Origin of the sequence: Oceanihabitans sp. 2_MG-2023, from assembly GCF_030547245.1 — a bacterium.
In the GTDB taxonomy this organism is placed as follows: domain Bacteria; phylum Bacteroidota; class Bacteroidia; order Flavobacteriales; family Flavobacteriaceae; genus Oceanihabitans.
Genome location: NZ_JAUOQT010000003.1, coordinates 392,384 through 409,855 on the forward strand (window position 1 = coordinate 392,384; position 17,472 = coordinate 409,855).

Annotated in this window: 18 protein-coding genes and 1 other RNA gene; 14 read left to right on the top strand and 5 right to left on the bottom strand. The window is 31.1% G+C overall.

Features of this window, described 5'->3' with window-relative positions; translation table 11 throughout:
* Positions 1-2 precede the first annotated feature (2 nt).
* The 3 genes from Q4512_RS08440 to ffs form a co-directional block, all read right to left on the bottom strand.
* Complete coding sequence (locus Q4512_RS08440) at positions 3-2,435, bottom strand: T9SS type B sorting domain-containing protein (RefSeq protein WP_303423843.1); 2,433 nt, start codon at positions 2,433-2,435, stop codon at positions 3-5.
* Positions 2,436-2,471: 36 nt separating this feature from the next.
* Positions 2,472-3,275, bottom strand: a complete 804-nt coding sequence (locus tag Q4512_RS08445; RefSeq protein WP_303423844.1) for an SDR family oxidoreductase — start codon at positions 3,273-3,275, stop codon at positions 2,472-2,474.
* Positions 3,276-3,399: 124 nt separating this feature from the next.
* An RNA gene (gene ffs, locus Q4512_RS08450) (signal recognition particle sRNA small type) lies at positions 3,400-3,498 on the bottom strand.
* A gap of 88 nt (positions 3,499-3,586) precedes the next feature.
* Between ffs and Q4512_RS08455 the strand changes: the two genes are divergently transcribed.
* The 4 genes from Q4512_RS08455 (at position 3,587) to Q4512_RS08470 (ending at position 7,253) form a co-directional block, all read left to right on the top strand.
* Positions 3,587-4,621: a glutaminyl-peptide cyclotransferase gene (locus tag Q4512_RS08455; protein WP_303423845.1), complete on the top strand. Its 1,035-nt coding sequence runs from the start codon at positions 3,587-3,589 to the stop codon at positions 4,619-4,621.
* Between the two features lies 1 nt (position 4,622).
* Complete coding sequence (locus tag Q4512_RS08460) at positions 4,623-5,012, top strand: thioesterase family protein (RefSeq protein ID WP_303423846.1); 390 nt, start codon at positions 4,623-4,625, stop codon at positions 5,010-5,012.
* 212 nt (positions 5,013-5,224) lie between these two features.
* Positions 5,225-5,614 (top strand): thioesterase family protein, encoded by a 390-nt coding sequence (locus Q4512_RS08465; protein ID WP_303423847.1) that lies wholly within the window; start codon positions 5,225-5,227, stop codon positions 5,612-5,614.
* A gap of 85 nt (positions 5,615-5,699) precedes the next feature.
* The gene (locus tag Q4512_RS08470; RefSeq protein WP_303423848.1) at positions 5,700-7,253 is read left to right on the top strand and encodes a hypothetical protein; all 1,554 of its coding nucleotides are present in this window, start codon (positions 5,700-5,702) and stop codon (positions 7,251-7,253) included.
* Between the two features lie 85 nt (positions 7,254-7,338).
* Here the strand turns inward: Q4512_RS08470 and glyA are convergent, their stop codons facing one another.
* Positions 7,339-8,613, bottom strand: a complete 1,275-nt coding sequence (glyA, locus tag Q4512_RS08475; RefSeq protein ID WP_303423849.1) for a serine hydroxymethyltransferase — start codon at positions 8,611-8,613, stop codon at positions 7,339-7,341.
* Between the two features lie 231 nt (positions 8,614-8,844).
* Between glyA and fahA the strand changes: the two genes are divergently transcribed.
* A complete protein-coding gene (gene fahA / locus Q4512_RS08480; protein WP_303423850.1) occupies positions 8,845-10,137 on the top strand; it encodes a fumarylacetoacetase in 1,293 nt (430 codons plus the stop codon).
* Positions 10,138-10,203: 66 nt separating this feature from the next.
* On the opposite strand, the gene Q4512_RS08485 is transcribed toward fahA, so the two are convergent.
* Positions 10,204-11,049: a DUF2911 domain-containing protein gene (locus Q4512_RS08485; protein WP_303423851.1), complete on the bottom strand. Its 846-nt coding sequence runs from the start codon at positions 11,047-11,049 to the stop codon at positions 10,204-10,206.
* Positions 11,050-11,334: 285 nt separating this feature from the next.
* Here Q4512_RS08485 and Q4512_RS08490 point away from each other — a divergent pair, with 285 nt between their 5' ends.
* From Q4512_RS08490 to Q4512_RS08530, 9 genes are all read left to right on the top strand, one after another.
* Positions 11,335-11,991, top strand: a complete 657-nt coding sequence (locus Q4512_RS08490; RefSeq protein ID WP_303423852.1) for a TetR family transcriptional regulator C-terminal domain-containing protein — start codon at positions 11,335-11,337, stop codon at positions 11,989-11,991.
* Positions 11,991-13,301, top strand: a complete 1,311-nt coding sequence (locus Q4512_RS08495) for an AarF/ABC1/UbiB kinase family protein (RefSeq protein WP_303423853.1) — start codon at positions 11,991-11,993, stop codon at positions 13,299-13,301. The genes Q4512_RS08490 and Q4512_RS08495 overlap by 1 nt, the downstream gene beginning before the upstream one ends.
* Before the next feature lie 5 nt (positions 13,302-13,306).
* A complete protein-coding gene (locus tag Q4512_RS08500; RefSeq protein ID WP_303423854.1) occupies positions 13,307-14,731 on the top strand; it encodes an SDR family oxidoreductase in 1,425 nt (474 codons plus the stop codon).
* A complete protein-coding gene (locus Q4512_RS08505) occupies positions 14,728-15,000 on the top strand; it encodes a TIGR03643 family protein (RefSeq protein WP_303423855.1) in 273 nt (90 codons plus the stop codon). The genes Q4512_RS08500 and Q4512_RS08505 overlap by 4 nt, the downstream gene beginning before the upstream one ends.
* Before the next feature lie 54 nt (positions 15,001-15,054).
* Positions 15,055-15,747 carry a GTP cyclohydrolase I FolE gene (gene folE / locus Q4512_RS08510; RefSeq protein WP_303423856.1) on the top strand — a complete coding sequence of 231 codons (693 nt, stop codon included), beginning with the start codon at positions 15,055-15,057 and terminating at the stop codon, positions 15,745-15,747.
* Between the two features lie 3 nt (positions 15,748-15,750).
* On the top strand, positions 15,751-15,975 hold the full coding sequence (locus Q4512_RS08515) for a hypothetical protein (RefSeq protein WP_303423857.1): 225 nt from the start codon (positions 15,751-15,753) through the stop codon (positions 15,973-15,975).
* 2 nt (positions 15,976-15,977) lie between these two features.
* Positions 15,978-16,661: an SDR family NAD(P)-dependent oxidoreductase gene (locus tag Q4512_RS08520; protein WP_303423858.1), complete on the top strand. Its 684-nt coding sequence runs from the start codon at positions 15,978-15,980 to the stop codon at positions 16,659-16,661.
* A gap of 117 nt (positions 16,662-16,778) precedes the next feature.
* Positions 16,779-17,297 carry a glutathione peroxidase gene (locus Q4512_RS08525; protein WP_303424034.1) on the top strand — a complete coding sequence of 173 codons (519 nt, stop codon included), beginning with the start codon at positions 16,779-16,781 and terminating at the stop codon, positions 17,295-17,297.
* Between the two features lie 4 nt (positions 17,298-17,301).
* Positions 17,302-17,472, top strand: coding sequence for a Lacal_2735 family protein (locus tag Q4512_RS08530; RefSeq protein WP_303423859.1), 171 nt, complete (start codon positions 17,302-17,304; stop codon positions 17,470-17,472).

A 17,472-nucleotide genomic window follows, 5' to 3' on the forward strand; every position in this document is an offset into this window, starting at 1 on the left:
CATTATCTTTTAAGAGTAAAATGCGCTGTAAACTCTTTTTTAATATTACTTAATGGCTCTATATATTCTAAGGTAAACCAATAATCTGAAGTTGGCATTTCTTCTCCTTTAAAAGTTCCATCCCAACCAAGACTTGAAGGGCTTAATTGTTTTACTAACTTACCGTATCTATCAAAAATAAAAATCTTTGCAGCAGATTGATTTTCAATGCCTAGAATATTCCATGTATCATTAAACCCATCATTATTTGGTGTAAATACTTTTGGATAGTTAATAATTGCTACTTCGTATGGCAATTGTTCGCAATTATATACATCCCTAACTTTAACGATATGATTTCCTCCTAAAACATTACTAAATACTGAAGAGCTTTGCCAATAACCTTCGTATAAACTAAACTCATACATACCATTTCCTGTAACGGTTACTTCTAAAATGCTGTTTTTAGAAAAAGCATCTGTAAGTACTTCTACAGAAATAGTTTCTGGTGGATAAGAAGAAATAACTTCTGTAGTATCTACATAAGTACAATTAGAAATAATATGGGTAACATGCACTGTATAAAAACCAACAACAGTTGCATTATATGTAGATTGCGTTTCTCCAACAATACTATTAGTAGCTATTACATCTTGACCTTCATACCATTGAAAAAGGTATTCTGTTTCACTTAGATTGGTACTTATTGGTGACGTTTGTAAAGCAGTATTTTCTTCTACTGGAGCTAATACACTATCATTTGCTGCAAGACAAATAAGGTATTGTTCGTCTAATCCAATATCAAATAATGGATGCACAATTAGAGTTACAGGTATCACCTGAAAACATGTATTCGCTAGTGGTTGTACACGTGCAAATATAATTTGTGACCCTGCAGAGCTATTATTAAAACTAGTTGGTGTAGCAATTTGCAATGCATTACCAAGAATAGCATCTACTTCATTTTCATAATAAGCAAAGGAATAGTTAGCTGCTGGCAAACCATTTAAAATATCGGATTCAGCTAGTGTTACATCGAAGGTATTAAAACCATCAGTATCTGTATCACAAACATGTAATGGTAATGGATTAGATACAGTTAACGAATTAAAAACATTAATATTAAAATCTGCAATGCTGTAGCAATAATTGTAAGTCTTATCTTCTACTCTTACATATATCGTTTCTAATTGATATGCATTTTGGTTGGTATAATCGCTTGTTATTGCACCATTGTCATTCTCTGCATCTAATAGAGATGTATGGTAAGTAACATCGTAATTTGTTGTAGACTGAGCACCTAACACTACATTATTAAAAACCTGAAAATCAAAAACGTGAAACCCATCATTATTATCATCACAAATAAATTGGTCTTCCACAATATTTGCAATCGGACTTTGGGTAAACTCTATAATAATTTCATCTTCAGTTGTACAATTTGTTCCATAGGTTACTTCTACTTTATAAATACCATCTGTATTCACATCTAAGGTTTGGTTATTTTCTCCAATAATTTCAACTCCGTTTCTAAACCAGGTATGTGCAGCATCTGTAACTGGAACTTGTGTATCTAAAGTATACAAAGAACTACCACAAGCAGGATTTCCTGAAGCAAAAGTTACATCATCCCCAATATCTAAACCAATATTAAAACTTCCTGCTTCTAAAAAGATAGCAGAATCGTAAGCAGAATCTCCTTGATCGGCAACTACTATTTTTATTTCGTAAACCTGATTCGGTATAACAGTAGCATTTGCTGTTAATACTTTTGTTCGTCCTCCATAATTAGTTCCTACTAAATTATAACCTGCAAAATAATCTATATTTGCTCTGCATGCTCCTGCATTGTTAATATTAGTAACACTAACTGGTGTTCCATCTGGTAAAACTGCTAAATTTGTATAGTCAGTTGTACCGACTTCTCTTAATAAAAATGCAAAACTGTCTGAAAAACTGCATTCTGTACCTCCATCATATTCTTCAGAAGCCATTAAAAATCTAAAATTAAAATCACTAGATGTAGCGGTAAAATTAAACTTAACAAAAGTAGCATCACGTGTATTATTTTGAGTTAGTGCGATTTCTAAATCTAAGTCTCCTGGTAAACCATTACCAAAATCGGGATAAGGATTGTTATTACTTCTTGTATTTCCTGCTGCATAAGCTCTTCCTGTGGTTAGAACAATACCACTCTCAAATGGAAAATTACTATCTGTAGGGGTATTAAAATAGCCATAACTTTTTGTATGTCTATCTAAAGGCATTCCAAACACCTGTTCCGAAAAATCACTAATAACTGCGCAATCACTATCTATTAAGACATCCTCAACTAATTGTTGCAAATCATAAATTGATTCTACAGCATCTACATCATTTATTTCTATAATTTGTGCATAATTAACAAATGTAAAAAACATAAAAACAGAAACTACAAATTTATTTATTTTACTCATTTTTAATGGTTTCATAAAAAGAAGGCTATAGTAACTCTATAATTTATAATGATTTAGCAGCATTTTTTCGTAAACTTTATCTGGTAATATACGCTTTAAAACGATAGAAAACTTTTGCATGAACTCACCAACTTTGTAATGCGTTTTTGGTGTATTTGTATTTATTACTTTATAAACAGCTTTCGCCATAAGAAAAGGATCTTTTCCTTCATCTACATGGGTATCCATTAATTTAAGAGTATTTCCATAAGGTATTTTGTAAGGCGAATTTTCTTGAACAGGAGCATGAAAACGTCCTGATGCAATATTAGTAGCAAAATCGCCAGGAGCAATATTCGTCATTTGTATATTAAAGTCTTTTATTTCCATTCTAAAAGCTTCTGTAATAATTTCTAAAGCCCCTTTACTTGCAGAGTAAATTCCTCTATAAGGAAGCCCCATATAGCCAGCAATAGAGGTAATATTAATAATAAGACCTGATTTTTGTTTTCGCATTTGTGGCAAAACAGCCTTTATAACATTTATTGGTCCAAAAAAATTGGTTTCAAAATTGGCTTTAATTTCTGCTTCTGGTATTTCTTCAATAGGTCCAGTAATACCAACTCCTGCATTATTTATAAGTACATCTAAGCGACCTTCAGTTTCTATTACAGTACGAATAGCAGTTGCAATTGTTTGGGCTTTTGTAACATCTAAAGCTATAATTTTAAAAGCACTTGTTGTATAATTTTTAGGGTTTCTACTCGTACCATAAACGGTATATCCTTTTTCTGTTAAAAACTCTCCAACAGATTTACCAATCCCTGAAGAACCTCCAGTAATTAAAACAACTTTAGACATATTTATATTTTTATAAGGATCAAAAATACAATATTAATGGAGAGATTCCCACTATATAGAGAATACTATAAATTAAAAAATCTTGATTCGCCTAAGCTTTCAAGATTTGAGTTTATGGTACAAAAAAAGGCAAGCTACCTACATCACACTGCTACAACCATTTACCTTTGCTTCGTTCCCGACCTGGAGGATTCAACAGGAGCTAGTTGTGTAGGACTTGCCGAGTGCAAAGATACAACCTTTTAATTTTTTCACAATGTTTTTTTTAACCGAATTTTAATAAATATCTTGCATGAAACTTTTAACACATCATGAGAACATTCAAATTACTCACAATCATATTTTTAGCGTCATTTATTATATCTTGTGGAAGCAATACTACGCAGAAAAAAAATGATTTTTCTATCATTACTAATGCAAAAAACAATGCTTTAAGACTTGGAGAAGCCTTAAATCTGTCCATAAAAAATCCAAAAAACCATAAAATAGAATCTGTAAGTTACACCTTAAACGAAAAACCTATTACAGAAAAAACGACACTTACAAACACCAAACTTGGTGAGCAAACTCTAGAAGCTACTATTACATTTGATGGAGAAACACAAACTATTTCCCAAAAGCTAACCGTTTTAAATAATGCATCTCCAAAAGTTTATACTTATAAAATTATTAATGTGTATCCTCATGATATTACATCGTACACACAAGGATTAGAATTTTTTAATGGCGAATTATATGAAAGCACAGGACAACATGGAGAATCTAAACTTAGAAAAACAAACTATAAGACTGGTGAGGTATTAAAAGATGTAAATTTAGATCAAGCTTATTTTGGAGAAGGCTTAACTATATTAAAAAATAAAGTATATCAACTAACTTGGCAAAGCGGAACTGGTTTTGTGTACGATGTAAATACTTTTGAAAAAACTGGAAGTTTTAAATATAACAATAGCAAAGAAGGTTGGGGAATTTGTAATGACACAAAAACACTTTATAAAAGTGATGGTACCGAAAAAATATGGACCATAAATCCAGAAACACTTACAGAAGCTGGATACATTCAAGCTTACCATAACCAAGGAAAAGTAGTAGGTCTTAATGAATTAGAATGGGTAAACGGAAAAATCTACGCGAATCGCTATCAAAAAAATGGTGTAGCAATTATTAATCCTTTAAATGGTGCTATTGAAGGTGTTATCGATTTTTCGCCATTAAAAAAGAAAGTCACTCAACACAAAGGCTTGGATGTTTTAAATGGAATTGCTTACAACCCAGAAACAAAAACGCTTTTTATTACAGGAAAACGTTGGGATAAACTATTTGAAGTGGAAATAATTAAAGAATAGTTTGCAAACTTTTGAAACTACAATTATTGTAACAAAACAGGATTTAGACAATCTCAATCATGTTAATAATATTCGTTATGTGCAATGGGTAAACGATATAGCTAAACAAAACTGGGAACAAATAGCTCCTACACCTATTAAAAAAGAATATTTCTGGATACTACTTTCACATCATATAGAATATAAACAACCTGCTTTTTTAAACGACGTTTTATTAATAAAAACCTATGTTACGAAGTCTGAAGGAGTAAAATCTACTAGAATTGTAGAAATTTTTAATAAAGATACTTTTAAACTATTAGCTAAATCGGAAACCAATTGGTGTTTTATTAGTAAAAAAACGCAAAAACCAACACGCATAACTACAGCCATAAGTTGTCTATTTTCTTAATATAAGAATCAACAAATAAAACTACCTGAGCATTAGACAATTAACTATTATTGCATAACATCTAGAAAAATGGTTTTATAGCTGATTTAATTTCTAGAAACTATTCACTTCATTACATTTAAATAATTAAACTTTCCAAAAGAGAGTCTTAGATTAATAGCAAATTTTTACGGATTATAATATTAAATTTAATATGCTATTAAATGGACTTAATGAAGACCTTTCAATTTACAGTTACAGTTACACAAGAAGATTTAGACGAGCTTAACCACGTTAATAACATTCGCTATATACAATGGATTCAAGATATAGCAAAAGCACATTGGCAACAAATTGCTCCAGATGCTATTTACAACTCCTATTTTTGGGTGGTTCGCAGACATGTAGTAGATTATAAATCCTCTGCACTCTTAAACGACAGAGTAAACATTACTACCAAATTTATGGACTCGCAAGGTGCTACCGCAAAAAGCATTATAGAAATGCATAATGACAGTACACAAAAACTACTATTACGCGCAGAAACCACTTGGTGTTTAATGGGAAAAGAAACAAAGCGCCCTACTCGAGTGACCAAAGAAATTGATGAAATTTTAAAATAAATACTAAAACATAGTTTCAAAAGTTATATTTTTAGCAATTCAAGTGCATTTAATATTTTTTTGCCTTATAATTCGTTTATTACATATGAAAAAGACGCTATACTTTCTAATCTGTTTTACCTTTCTTTTACTTTGGAGTTCTTGCCGAAAAGACTTTAACTTCTCTTCTAGTAATGGCAATCTTGGTTTTTCTAAAGACACCGTTTATTTAGATACTGTATTTACAAATATTGGATCTAGCACTTACAATTTAAAAGTATACAACAGAAGTAGTGAAGATATTAGCATCTCTTCTGTTAAATTAGCTTTAGGAGAAAGCTCTGAGTATAGATTAAATGTAGATGGTATTGCTGGAAAATCTTTTGAAAATGTAGAAATTCTTGCAAAAGATAGTATGTATATTTTTGTAGAAACTACCATAGATATAAACGATTTACCAAACTTAGAAAATGAATTTCTATACACAGATAAAATAGAATTTGATGCTGGAAGCAACCAACAAACCGTAGATTTGGTAACCCTTGTTCAAGATGCAGTATTTATTTATCCCGATAAAGACAACACTACTGGTGTTATTGAAACCTTAACTTTAGACATTGGAGGACAGGAAGTTGAAACCGAAATTCAAGGCCGATATTTAGAAACTGATGAATTAACTTTTACGAATCAAAAACCATATGTAATTTATGGTTATGCAGCTGTACCAAACAACGAAACTCTAAATATTGAAGCTGGAGCAAGAGTACATTTTCATGCAAATTCTGGACTTTTAGTATCCGAAGGCGCTTCCTTACAAGTAAATGGTGAATTAAGTACAGATCAAGAAATATTAGAAAATCAAGTGATTTTTGAAAGTGACAGGTTAGAGCCTGCTTTTGCTAATGTTCCTGGACAATGGGGAACTATCTGGTTGTTAGACGGAAGTAGAAACAACATCATAAATTATGCAACTATTCTAAATGCTGCTGTTGGTGTTTTAAGTGAAGGAAACCCAGACAGCATTATAGATAATCTTACTATAACGAACTCGCAAATATATAACTCTAGTAACTTTGGTGTTTTAGGAAGAAACACCTCTATTTCTGCCGAAAACTTAGTGATAAATAATGCAGGTCAAACTAGCTTTGCTGCCACTTTAGGAGGAAGATATAACCTTACGCATTGTACTATTGCTAATTATTGGTCTAGTAGTTTTAGACAATTCCCTGCTTTATTAATAAATAATTTTCAAGAAACCGAAGATGCCACCTTTGTAGCCAATTTAACGGAAGCTAATTTTAACAACTGTATTATCTACGGAAATGATAATCCGGAGTTTATAATCGATGAAATTGAAGATGCTGCATTAGTTTTTAACTTTAAATTTACAAACTGCTTGGTTCGATTTAGCGATACCAATAATACGTTTTCTGGTGCTAATTATGATTTTGATGATACTACTAAATATGAAAACATCATTTTTAACCAGGAACCAGACTTTAGAGATTCTAGTGCTAATGATTTAATAATTGGAGATGACTCTGCTGCAAACAATCAAGGAAATACAACTTTTGCTTCACAAGTCCCTTTAGATATCTTAGGAGTAAACAGAACTGCTTCACCAGATTTAGGTGCTTATCAGCATATTACTTTTGAGTAAATAAACAATTTTATCTTTAACATAAAAAAAGCCTACTAAACAGTAGGCTTTTTTATTCCGCGAAAGCGAAAATATGTAAATAGTATTAATCTACAAAAAGCGGTAAATCATGCATCATAGCATTTACTTTACCTGCAATAACTTGTAATTTATCTTCATCCTGATAATTGGATATTACTTCATCAATTAAAGCAACAATACCTTCCATATCTTCTTCTTTTAATCCTCTTGTAGTAATCGCTGGTGTACCAATACGAATTCCAGAAGTTACAAATGGTGATTTATCATCAAAAGGAACCATATTTTTATTTACCGTAATATCTGCTTTTACCAAAGCGTTTTCTGCATCTTTACCTGTAATATTTTTATTACGTAAATCGATAAGCATCATATGGTTATCTGTTCCTCCAGAAATAATATTATAATCTCGTTTTACTAAAGCCTCTGCCATTGCTGCTGCGTTTTTCTTTACTTGTAGCATGTAATGTAAATACGCATCTGTAAGAGCTTCTCCAAAAGCAATTGCTTTTGCAGCAATAATATGCTCTAATGGTCCACCTTGATTTCCAGGAAAAACAGCCGAATTTAAAAGTGAAGACATTTTTTTTAAGTTTCCGTTCTTCAATTTTAAACCAAAAGGGTTATCAAAATCTTCTCCCATCATAATCATCCCTCCTCTTGGGCCACGTAATGTTTTATGCGTTGTAGTGGTTACAATATGGCAATGTGGTAAAGGATCACTTAAAATTCCTTTTGCAATTAATCCTGCTGGATGCGAAATATCTGCTACTAAAATTGCTCCTACAGCATCTGCTATAGCACGAAAACGCTTAAAGTCCATATCACGAGAATACGCCGAAGCACCAGCAATAATTAATTTTGGTTTTTCGCGTTGAGCAACTTCAGCAACATGATCATAATCAATTAAACCTGTTTCTTTTTTAACACCGTAAAAAACTGGATTATATAATTTTCCCGAAAAATTTACAGAAGACCCATGTGTTAAATGCCCTCCATGAGACAAATCGAAACCTAGAATAGTATCTCCCGGATTTAAACAAGCGAAAAATACAGCTGTGTTTGCTTGACTACCAGAATGTGGTTGTACGTTTACATAAGCTGCACCAAATAACGTTTTAGCTCTATCTATTGCTAGTTGTTCTACTTCATCTACAACTTCACAACCTCCATAATATCTTTTCCCAGGATATCCCTCTGCATATTTATTAGTTAATACAGAACCAGCAGCTTCCATTACCTGGTTGCTTACAAAGTTTTCTGATGCTATTAATTCTATACCTTCTAGCTGTCTTTCTTTTTCAGCTTGAATAAGTTCAAAAATTTGTTCGTCGCGTTGCATATAATTCAATTTTAATTTCCTTTGAAGTTGGAAACTTTAGTTATAGTTAAATATTTATCAAAAATAACAATTAGATTATTTAAATACATCAAAAAACATATATTTACTTCAAGATTATACTATTTTTTAAAATAGTATAATAGGAACCTACTTTTGTTATATAAAATTAGCTTTAATTTAAAAAGTTATGTAGGTTTGAATAGATTTAATAATTTATAATTAAAATACGATATGCCAATTTCAGCTAATAATCCAGATAGAATTTCCTGGCTGCATGTAGATAAAAATTCAGATTTTCCAATTCAAAACATTCCTTTTGGTGTTTTTCTTACAAGAGATGACATTATTACTATAGGAACCAGAATTGGTGACACTGCTATAGATTTAGGAGCATTACATCAATTAGGTTACTTTGATGAAATCCCATTAACTGATGATATTTTTCTTCAAGATACTTTAAATGATTTTATTGCCGACGGAAGAAAAACATGGAGAGCTGTACGTAATAGAATTGCACAAATTTTTGATGCAGAAAACGATGCACTTAAAAATAATGTTAAACATAAAGAGATTGTATTGTTTCGTTTAGACGAAATTGAAATGCAACTGCCAGTTCAAATTGGTGATTATACCGATTTTTATTCTAGTATAGAACATGCAACAAATGTTGGTACCATGTTTAGAGATCCTGATAATGCTTTATTACCAAACTGGTTACATATACCTGTTGGATATCATGGCAGAAGTTCTTCTATTATTCCTTCTGGAATTCCTGTGCATAGGCCACAAGGGCAAACCTTACCTGCTGGAGCTACAGAGCCAGTTTTTGGCCCAAGTAAATTAGTTGATTTTGAATTAGAAATGGCCTTTATTACTACCGATGCTAATGATTTAGGAGAACCAATTCCTATTGATGAAGCTGAAGAATATATTTTTGGTCTGGTTTTATTTAATGATTGGTCTGCAAGAGATATACAAAAATGGGAATATGTACCGTTAGGACCATTTTTAGCAAAAAGCTTTGCTTCTAGTATTTCACCTTGGATTGTTACTCTAGATGCTTTAGAACCATATCGAGTAGAAAGTCCGAAACCTCTAAAAAAACAATTATCTTACTTACAATATAAAGGAAAAAAGAGTTTTGATATTAATTTAGAAGTAGCCATACAACCACAAAAAGCAAAAGAAACTGTGGTAAGTAAATCGAACTTTAAATATATGTATTGGAACATGGCCCAACAACTTGCGCATCATACCGTAAATGGTTGCCCAATTAACTCTGGAGATATGATGGGAAGTGGGACAATTTCTGGTCCAACTCCAGATAGTTATGGCTCTATGCTAGAGATTACTTGGAGAGGAGAAAAACCAATTAAAATGCATGATGGTTCTGAACGCAAATTTATAAATGATAACGATACAGTAATTATGCGTGGATATTGTGATAAAGATGGAACGAGAATTGGTTTTGGGGAAGTAAGCAATAAATTACTTCCTGTATTTAATCCGAAGAAAGTAAAATAACCCAAGTATACAAAATAAAAAAAGCGACCTGTTGGTCGCTTTTTTTATTTATTGTAGTGCTATAAATTATTTAGACCACTCTGCAATAGACTCTGTATTCATTTTAACGTAATCTGCATTCCCTGCTTCTTCTGCTAATTTTAAAGAAGCTTTAGCTGCTTTAATTGCTCCTTTTTTATCGCCAGATTTTGCATAAATTAAAGCTTGTCTTCTTAATTGCCAGAATTTAGCATCTCCATTAGACATTTCAATAGCTTTATCAATCCAAACTTTAGCTTTGTTTATATCTTTACCTTCTTGTAAGTAATAATCTGCAGCAGCATAGTAATCTCCTGCTGCTGGACCAGCCATTACTTTTTCAATATTTTTAGATACAGCTACATCTGTTGGCACTGTAAAAGGTATTCCTACGTATGTTTTTTCCCAAATAAACTCTAAAGTAGCTCCACTATTAGATAAGTTATTAAGGTCTATTGTAAAAGTTTCTACGTTAAAAGGAATCTCATGTACCTCTGCAGTAACTCTTGCTGCAACTTTAGATTCATCTAATGTTGCTGGAGCACCTCCACCAGCATATTCTGTATAAAAAATAATTTCCCATTTCGTTGCTTGTGGAATAGTAAATATTGCATAGGTACCTGCTTTAAGTTCTTTACCTCCTATAGTAATAGGATTATTAAATGTTATTTTAGTTCTTAAGTTTGCTCCTGTTCTCCATACTTTTCCGTAAGGAACAAGATCTCCAAAAACAGTTCTTCCTTTTACTCCAGGTCGAGAGTATTCTAAAGTGAAATCTGTTAACCCAACCTTCTGTTCGACCTTGCTAAAAGGACTTGGCTGTGGTGTTTCAATTTGAGCATTTACAGTAAATGAATACGTAAACACTAAAGCGATTAATAAAAGTTTTTTCATTGCATTTAAGTTTTAATAGTTGATAAATTAATTAGCATAAAATTACACATTAACTAAATCTTATCTGTTAACAAAAGCTTAAATAAATGGTTGCTATACCACATAAAATAATATTCTAACAATAAATTTAATCTAAATAAAACGCTGTAAAAGCTTATGAACAAAACAAAAAACAGCATTTCATTTCTTGCTATATAAGCTTTACTTATAACAGTATAATTATTTTGTCTAATTTTAACACAAAAAAGTTAGACAATTTTGTATATTTACATATAATTTAAAATTATGGCTAAAAAGAAAACAATAAAAGACTCAGATATTATTTCAATGTATATGGACTATGTGTTACAGAATAATGAAGAACCAAACTCTATTTATCAATTTGCAAAAGCAAATAGTTTTACAGAAGGAGAGTTCTATTTACACTACCCATCCTTTAATGCAGTAGAAGCATCTATTTATAATGCATTCTTTCAAAATACTATAAAGACTTTAAATAAAAGTAAAGATTACCAATCCTTTAATGCAAGAAATAAACTTTTAAGTTTCTATTATACTTTTTTTGAAAACTTAACAGCAAATAGAAGTTATGTTATGTATTCCCTACACAAAAATAAAAACACGCTTAAGGGATTAAAAACACTTTCAAAACTAAAGCGTAGTTTTTCGCACTTCATAGAATCAATAGATATTGAGACTATAGATATACCGCAAAAGCAAGTACAGCAAATTCAAAAGAAAATAGTAAAAGAATCTGCTTGGTTGCAATTACTATTTACAATGAAATTTTGGATGGAAGACACCTCTATTTCCTTTGAAAAAACGGACGTATTTATTGAAAAATCTGTAAATACAAGTTTTGATGTTAAAAACATAACACCTGTAAAAAGTGTTATGGATTTTGGTAAATTTTTATTTAAAGAAAAAATGCATAACAACTAATGAAAACAATAGATAAAATACCCATTACAAAAATACAACGTGCATCTAAATTAGTGTCTACAGGAGCTAAAGTTGGTGTAAACTATGTGAAATATTATGGCGATAAATTGGTAAACTCAAAAGCAGAAGCCAAAGAACGTCTTAATAAAAACAATGCAGAAGATATTTATGATAGTTTAAAACAACTTAAAGGGAGTGCTTTAAAAGTAGCACAAATGCTAAGCATGGAAAAAAGCTTATTGCCGCAAGCGTATGTTGAAAAATTTTCACTTTCGCAATTTTCTGTACCACCTTTATCTCCAGCACTTGTTATTAAAACATTTAAAAAATATTTTGGCAAATCGCCAAATGAATTATTTGATACTTTCAACGCAACTTCTGTAAATGCTGCTAGCATTGGCCAAGTCCATATAGCAGAAAAAAACGGGAAAAAGCTTGCTGTGAAAATCCAATATCCAGGAGTTGCCGAAAGTATTTCATCCGATTTAGCTATGGTAAAACCTATAGCTATGAGTATGTTTAATATTAAAGGAAAAGACTCAGACAAGTATTTTAGAGAAGTAGAAACAAAACTCATAGAGGAAACCAATTACATTCTTGAAATTAAACAAAGTAAAGAAGTTGCAAAAGCATGTGCACACATACCAAATCTACTGTTTCCAGAATATTATGAAGAGCTGTCATCACAAAGGATTATTACTATGGATTATATGGATGGGATACATCTATCCGAATTTACAGCAATAAATAAAGATAACGATGTAGCAAATCAAGTAGGACAAGCACTTTGGGATTTTTACATGTATCAGATTCATATTTTAAGAAAAGTACATGCAGATCCACATCCTGGAAACTTTTTGGTTTCAGAAGAAGGAAAACTAATTGCTTTAGATTTTGGTTGTATGAAAAGTATTCCCGATTCCTTTTATACGCCATATTTTGAATTAGCAAAGAAAGAAAACATTGAAAATGAAGCTTTATTTCTTTCTAAACTCTACGAACTTGAGATTTTAAAAGAAGAAGATTCAAAAGATGAAGTCTCCTTTTTCACAGAAATGTTTCATAAAATGTTAAGCTTATTTGCTAAGCCTTTACAAGACGAAACTTTCGATTTTTCGGATGCTTATTTCTTTGAAGAAATTGCTGCACTTGGCGAACATTATTCCAAAAACACCGAATTAAGAAAAATGAATGGAAACAGAGGTTCGAAACATTTCATATATATTAATAGAACTTTTTTCGGTTTATATAATTTAATGTTCGATCTAAAGGCTAAAAACATAAAGATTAATAATTTTCATACCCTATAAAATTAATGCATATTCTCGTAACAGGCGCTACTGGATACATTGGCAAAAGACTAATTCCTTTATTGGTAAATGAAGGGCATCATGTTATTTGTGCTGTTAGAGATAAATTACGTGCAGATAAAAGTTACTTAAAAGAAGAACAAATTGATATTATTGAAGTTGATTTTTTAAAACCTGAAACTCTAAAAAATATCCCTAAACACATAGATGCGGCATATTATTTGATACACTCTATGTCGAATACTTCTAGTGATTTTGAGAAATTAGAACAAGAATGTGCTGCAAATTTTAAAACAGCTATAAACAAAACTGAAGCGCAACAAGTTATTTATTTAAGCGGTATTACAAACGACGAAAATTTATCGAAACATCTTAAGTCTCGAAAAAATGTAGAAAACACCTTACAGTCAAACAAATATGCATTAACTGTTTTTAAAGCAGGTATAATAGTTGGCTCAGGAAGTTCATCATTTGAAATCATTAGAGATTTAGTAGAAAAATTACCTTTTATGATTGCTCCAAAATGGTTGCATACAAAAACACAACCATTAGCAGTTCGAGATGTACTTTCATTTTTATTAAAAAGTTTAGGAAACAAAAAAACATATAACAAATCCTTTGACATTTTTGGACCAGAAGTATTAACCTATAAGCAAATGTTGCTGCAGTTTGCTGAGGTAAGAAAGCTAAATAGACACATTTTTACCGTACCTGTAATGACTCCAAAACTGTCTTCTTATTGGCTATACTTTGTAACATCTACATCGTATAAACTAGCATCGAATCTTGTAGATAGTATGGGTGTTGAAATAATAGGAAAGCCAAGTGAAATTAATAGCATTTTAGACGTGCAACCACTAAATTACAAGGAAGCAGTTGCTTTAGCTTTTGAAAAAATTGAACAAAACAGTATCATTTCTAGTTGGAAAGACTCTATAGTAAGTAGTGGAAGATTAAAAAATAATTTTCATAAATATATTAATGTTCCAAAATATGGTTGCTTTCAAGACTATAAAGAACGTGAGGTAAAAAATAATGAAGAAACAATAAATAAAATATGGTCTATTGGCGGAAAAAAAGGTTGGTATTATGGTAATTTGCTCTGGAAAACAAGGGGATATCTAGATAAACTTTTTGGAGGTATTGGTTTAAGAAGAGGTAGAACAAGTCCTACAGATCTAGACGCTGGAGATGCCCTAGACTTTTGGCGTGTTATTTATGCCGATAAAGAAAAGCAAAAACTCTTACTCTTTGCCGAAATGAAACTTCCCGGTGAGGCATGGTTAGAGTTTAAGATTGAAGATAACCTATTAAAACAAACTGCAACTTTTAGACCTCGAGGAATTCTTGGGAGATTATACTGGTACAGTGTTTTACCTTTTCATGGTTTTATTTTTAACGGCATGATAAAAAAACTAACCGCTTCATGAAATTAACTACAGAAAATATAGACAGAGTTATAGAAATGGCCTGGGAAGACAGAACCACTTTTGAAGCTATAAAGTTTCAATTTCAATTAAATGAACAAGAAGTTATTTCGTTAATGCGAAAAGAAATGAAACCTAGTAGTTTTAAAATGTGGCGAAAACGTGTACAAGGAAGAAAAACAAAACATGAAAAACTTCGCTCTTTTGAAAAAGGTAGATTTAAATGTAGCAGACAAAAACAAATAACACACAACACAATTTCTAAACGATAACGTTGCTTTGCTTTAAAAATAGTTTTAAAGACAGCACATAAAAAAGATTTTTAAATGAAAACACAAACTTTAAACAACAAATCAGAAAATCTGTTAAAAGATTTTAGCACGGAAGCTATTGGAGACGAACATTTATTCACCGGCTTACAGACGCCTATGAAAGCAGATGCCTTTAAATTAAGCGATGCAGAAAAAAAAGAACGTATTGCCATTTTATTTGAAGAAATAATGGACGTCATGGGATTAGATCTTACAGACGATTCTTTAAAAGGAACTCCCGATCGTGTTGCTAAAATGTATATTGATGAGATATTTTCTGGACTAAACCCTCAAAACAAACCTAAAATAGCATTGTTTGATAATAAATATCAATACCATCAAATGCTAGTAGAAAAGAATATTACCTTCTACTCCAATTGTGAGCATCACTTTGTTCCAATTATTGGGAAAGCACATGTAGCTTATATTTCTTCAGGAAAAGTGATTGGATTATCGAAACTTAATAGAATTGTACAATACTTTGCAAAAAGACCACAAGTACAAGAGCGTTTAACCAATCAAATCGCCGAAGAATTAAAAGCGATTTTAAATACAGAAGATATAGCTGTTATAATTGACGCTAAACATTTATGCGTTTCTTCCAGAGGAATTAAAGACGATACATCCTCTACAGTTACAACCTATTATGGCGGAGAATTTAATACTCCAAATAAAATCGTCGAATTACAAAACTATTTAAAACAATAAGAAATGGATATTATTAACAAAGCATTAGCGTTTGAAAAACAAAAATTAAACGCACTAACAACAAGCGATAGAGTATTAATTGTTAGAGAAGCCAAAACACTTATTTTAGGTTTAAACGAAATTTATAAAGAAAAAAAAGACGAGAAAATCATGGATATGATGAAACGTCTTACAGAAATTAAACGTAAAGTGGAAAAAAGATTAAAAGGAAGACCTTTAACTGCTTAGTCATGAAAACATATATTATAATTGGTGGTAGCAAAGGAATTGGAAACGCAATACTAGAAACTTTAGCTGTAGATAATAAAGTTATCAATATAAGCAGGTCTACTCCTAACCTAGATCATGAAAATTTATCACATTTCAACTGTGATGTATTAACAGAAGAACTCCCAGAAGTTGAAACTGCAGATGGCTTAATATATTGTCCGGGAAGTATCAATCTTAAACCAATTAATAGATTAAAAATCGATGATTTTAAAGCAGATTTTGAAATAAATGTAATTGGAGCAGTAAAAGCAATTCAAAAGTATTTACCCATTTTAAAAAATGGTATAAAACCATCTATCGTACTATTTAGTACTGTAGCTTCAAAATTAGGAATGCCGTATCATGCAAGCATTGCAACAGCAAAATCTGGTGTAGAAGGTTTAGTAAAATCGCTTGGTGCAGAGTTAGCTCCTGCCATTAGAATTAATGCTATTGCGCCAACTGTAACAGACACCGAATTGGCTTCAAAACTCTTACGAAACGAAAAGATGAAAGAAAACATTACAGAGCGTCACCCATTAAAAAAATATCTAAAACCTAAAGAGGTTGCCGAAATGGCTGCATTTTTACTTTCAGAAAAAGCTTCTGCTATGTCTGGACAAATATTTCAAATGGATTGTGGAATTGTTTCTTTTAAATTATAATCATGAAATTTATATATCTAATATCTTTAAACAAGAGATATTAATAATATGGAAGCTACAAGTAACCGATAAAAACAATAAAATAGATACATGAAATATCTAATAATTACTTTCATAATGTTCAACTTTTTTAATAAAATAAAAGCTCAAAATACACCTTCTACATCTATTTACAATATAGAAATAAACAGCTTAGAAGGAAACGCTATTGATTTATCAGAATATAAAGATAAAATGCTACTTATAGTTAATGTAGCATCAGAATGTGGATTTACAAAACAGTATTCAGATCTTCAAAAATTATATGATGAATATCAGGACACTTTAATGATTATTGGTGTTCCATGCAATCAATTTGGCAATCAAGAATCGGGAACTGCTAGTGAAATTCAGTCTTTTTGTAAGAAAAATTTTGGCGTTACCTTTTTAATGACCGAAAAAATAGACGTCAAAGGAAGTAGCCAACACCCACTTTATAAGTGGCTAACCCAAAAAGAATTAAATGGTAAATCTAACTCTTCTGTAAAATGGAATTTTCAAAAATACTTAATCAACAAAAAAGGGCAATTAGTAGATTCTTATTTTTCTACAACCAATCCTACAAGTAATAAAATTGTAAAACATTTAAACCCGTAATATTATGTTTGGATTATTTAAAAAGAAATCAGAAAAGGAAAAGCTTCAAGAAAAGTACAATAAATTAATGAAAGAATGGCATCAACTTTCAAGTGTTAATAGAGCAGAGAGCGATAAAAAATACGAAGAAGCTAATGCGGTAATAGAACAAATAGAATTATTAAAAAAAGTATAA

What these genes read in the sequence shown, in the direction of transcription:
- Q4512_RS08440 (WP_303423843.1), bottom strand. Translation starts at nt 2,435, where the DNA reads ATGAGTAAAATAAATAAATTTGTAGTTTCTGTTTTTATGTTTTTTACA.
- Q4512_RS08445 (WP_303423844.1), bottom strand. Translation starts at nt 3,275, where the DNA reads ATGTCTAAAGTTGTTTTAATTACTGGAGGTTCTTCAGGGATTGGTAAA.
- Q4512_RS08455 (WP_303423845.1), top strand. Translation starts at nt 3,587, where the DNA reads ATGAGAACATTCAAATTACTCACAATCATATTTTTAGCGTCATTTATT.
- Q4512_RS08465 (WP_303423847.1), top strand. Translation starts at nt 5,225, where the DNA reads ATGAAGACCTTTCAATTTACAGTTACAGTTACACAAGAAGATTTAGAC.
- Q4512_RS08470 (WP_303423848.1), top strand. Translation starts at nt 5,700, where the DNA reads ATGAAAAAGACGCTATACTTTCTAATCTGTTTTACCTTTCTTTTACTT.
- glyA (WP_303423849.1), bottom strand. Translation starts at nt 8,613, where the DNA reads ATGCAACGCGACGAACAAATTTTTGAACTTATTCAAGCTGAAAAAGAA.
- fahA (WP_303423850.1), top strand. Translation starts at nt 8,845, where the DNA reads ATGCCAATTTCAGCTAATAATCCAGATAGAATTTCCTGGCTGCATGTA.
- Q4512_RS08485 (WP_303423851.1), bottom strand. Translation starts at nt 11,049, where the DNA reads ATGAAAAAACTTTTATTAATCGCTTTAGTGTTTACGTATTCATTTACT.
- Q4512_RS08490 (WP_303423852.1), top strand. Translation starts at nt 11,335, where the DNA reads ATGGCTAAAAAGAAAACAATAAAAGACTCAGATATTATTTCAATGTAT.
- Q4512_RS08495 (WP_303423853.1), top strand. Translation starts at nt 11,991, where the DNA reads ATGAAAACAATAGATAAAATACCCATTACAAAAATACAACGTGCATCT.
- Q4512_RS08500 (WP_303423854.1), top strand. Translation starts at nt 13,307, where the DNA reads ATGCATATTCTCGTAACAGGCGCTACTGGATACATTGGCAAAAGACTA.
- Q4512_RS08505 (WP_303423855.1), top strand. Translation starts at nt 14,728, where the DNA reads ATGAAATTAACTACAGAAAATATAGACAGAGTTATAGAAATGGCCTGG.
- folE (WP_303423856.1), top strand. Translation starts at nt 15,055, where the DNA reads ATGAAAACACAAACTTTAAACAACAAATCAGAAAATCTGTTAAAAGAT.
- Q4512_RS08515 (WP_303423857.1), top strand. Translation starts at nt 15,751, where the DNA reads ATGGATATTATTAACAAAGCATTAGCGTTTGAAAAACAAAAATTAAAC.
- Q4512_RS08520 (WP_303423858.1), top strand. Translation starts at nt 15,978, where the DNA reads ATGAAAACATATATTATAATTGGTGGTAGCAAAGGAATTGGAAACGCA.
- Q4512_RS08525 (WP_303424034.1), top strand. Translation starts at nt 16,779, where the DNA reads ATGTTCAACTTTTTTAATAAAATAAAAGCTCAAAATACACCTTCTACA.
- Q4512_RS08530 (WP_303423859.1), top strand. Translation starts at nt 17,302, where the DNA reads ATGTTTGGATTATTTAAAAAGAAATCAGAAAAGGAAAAGCTTCAAGAA.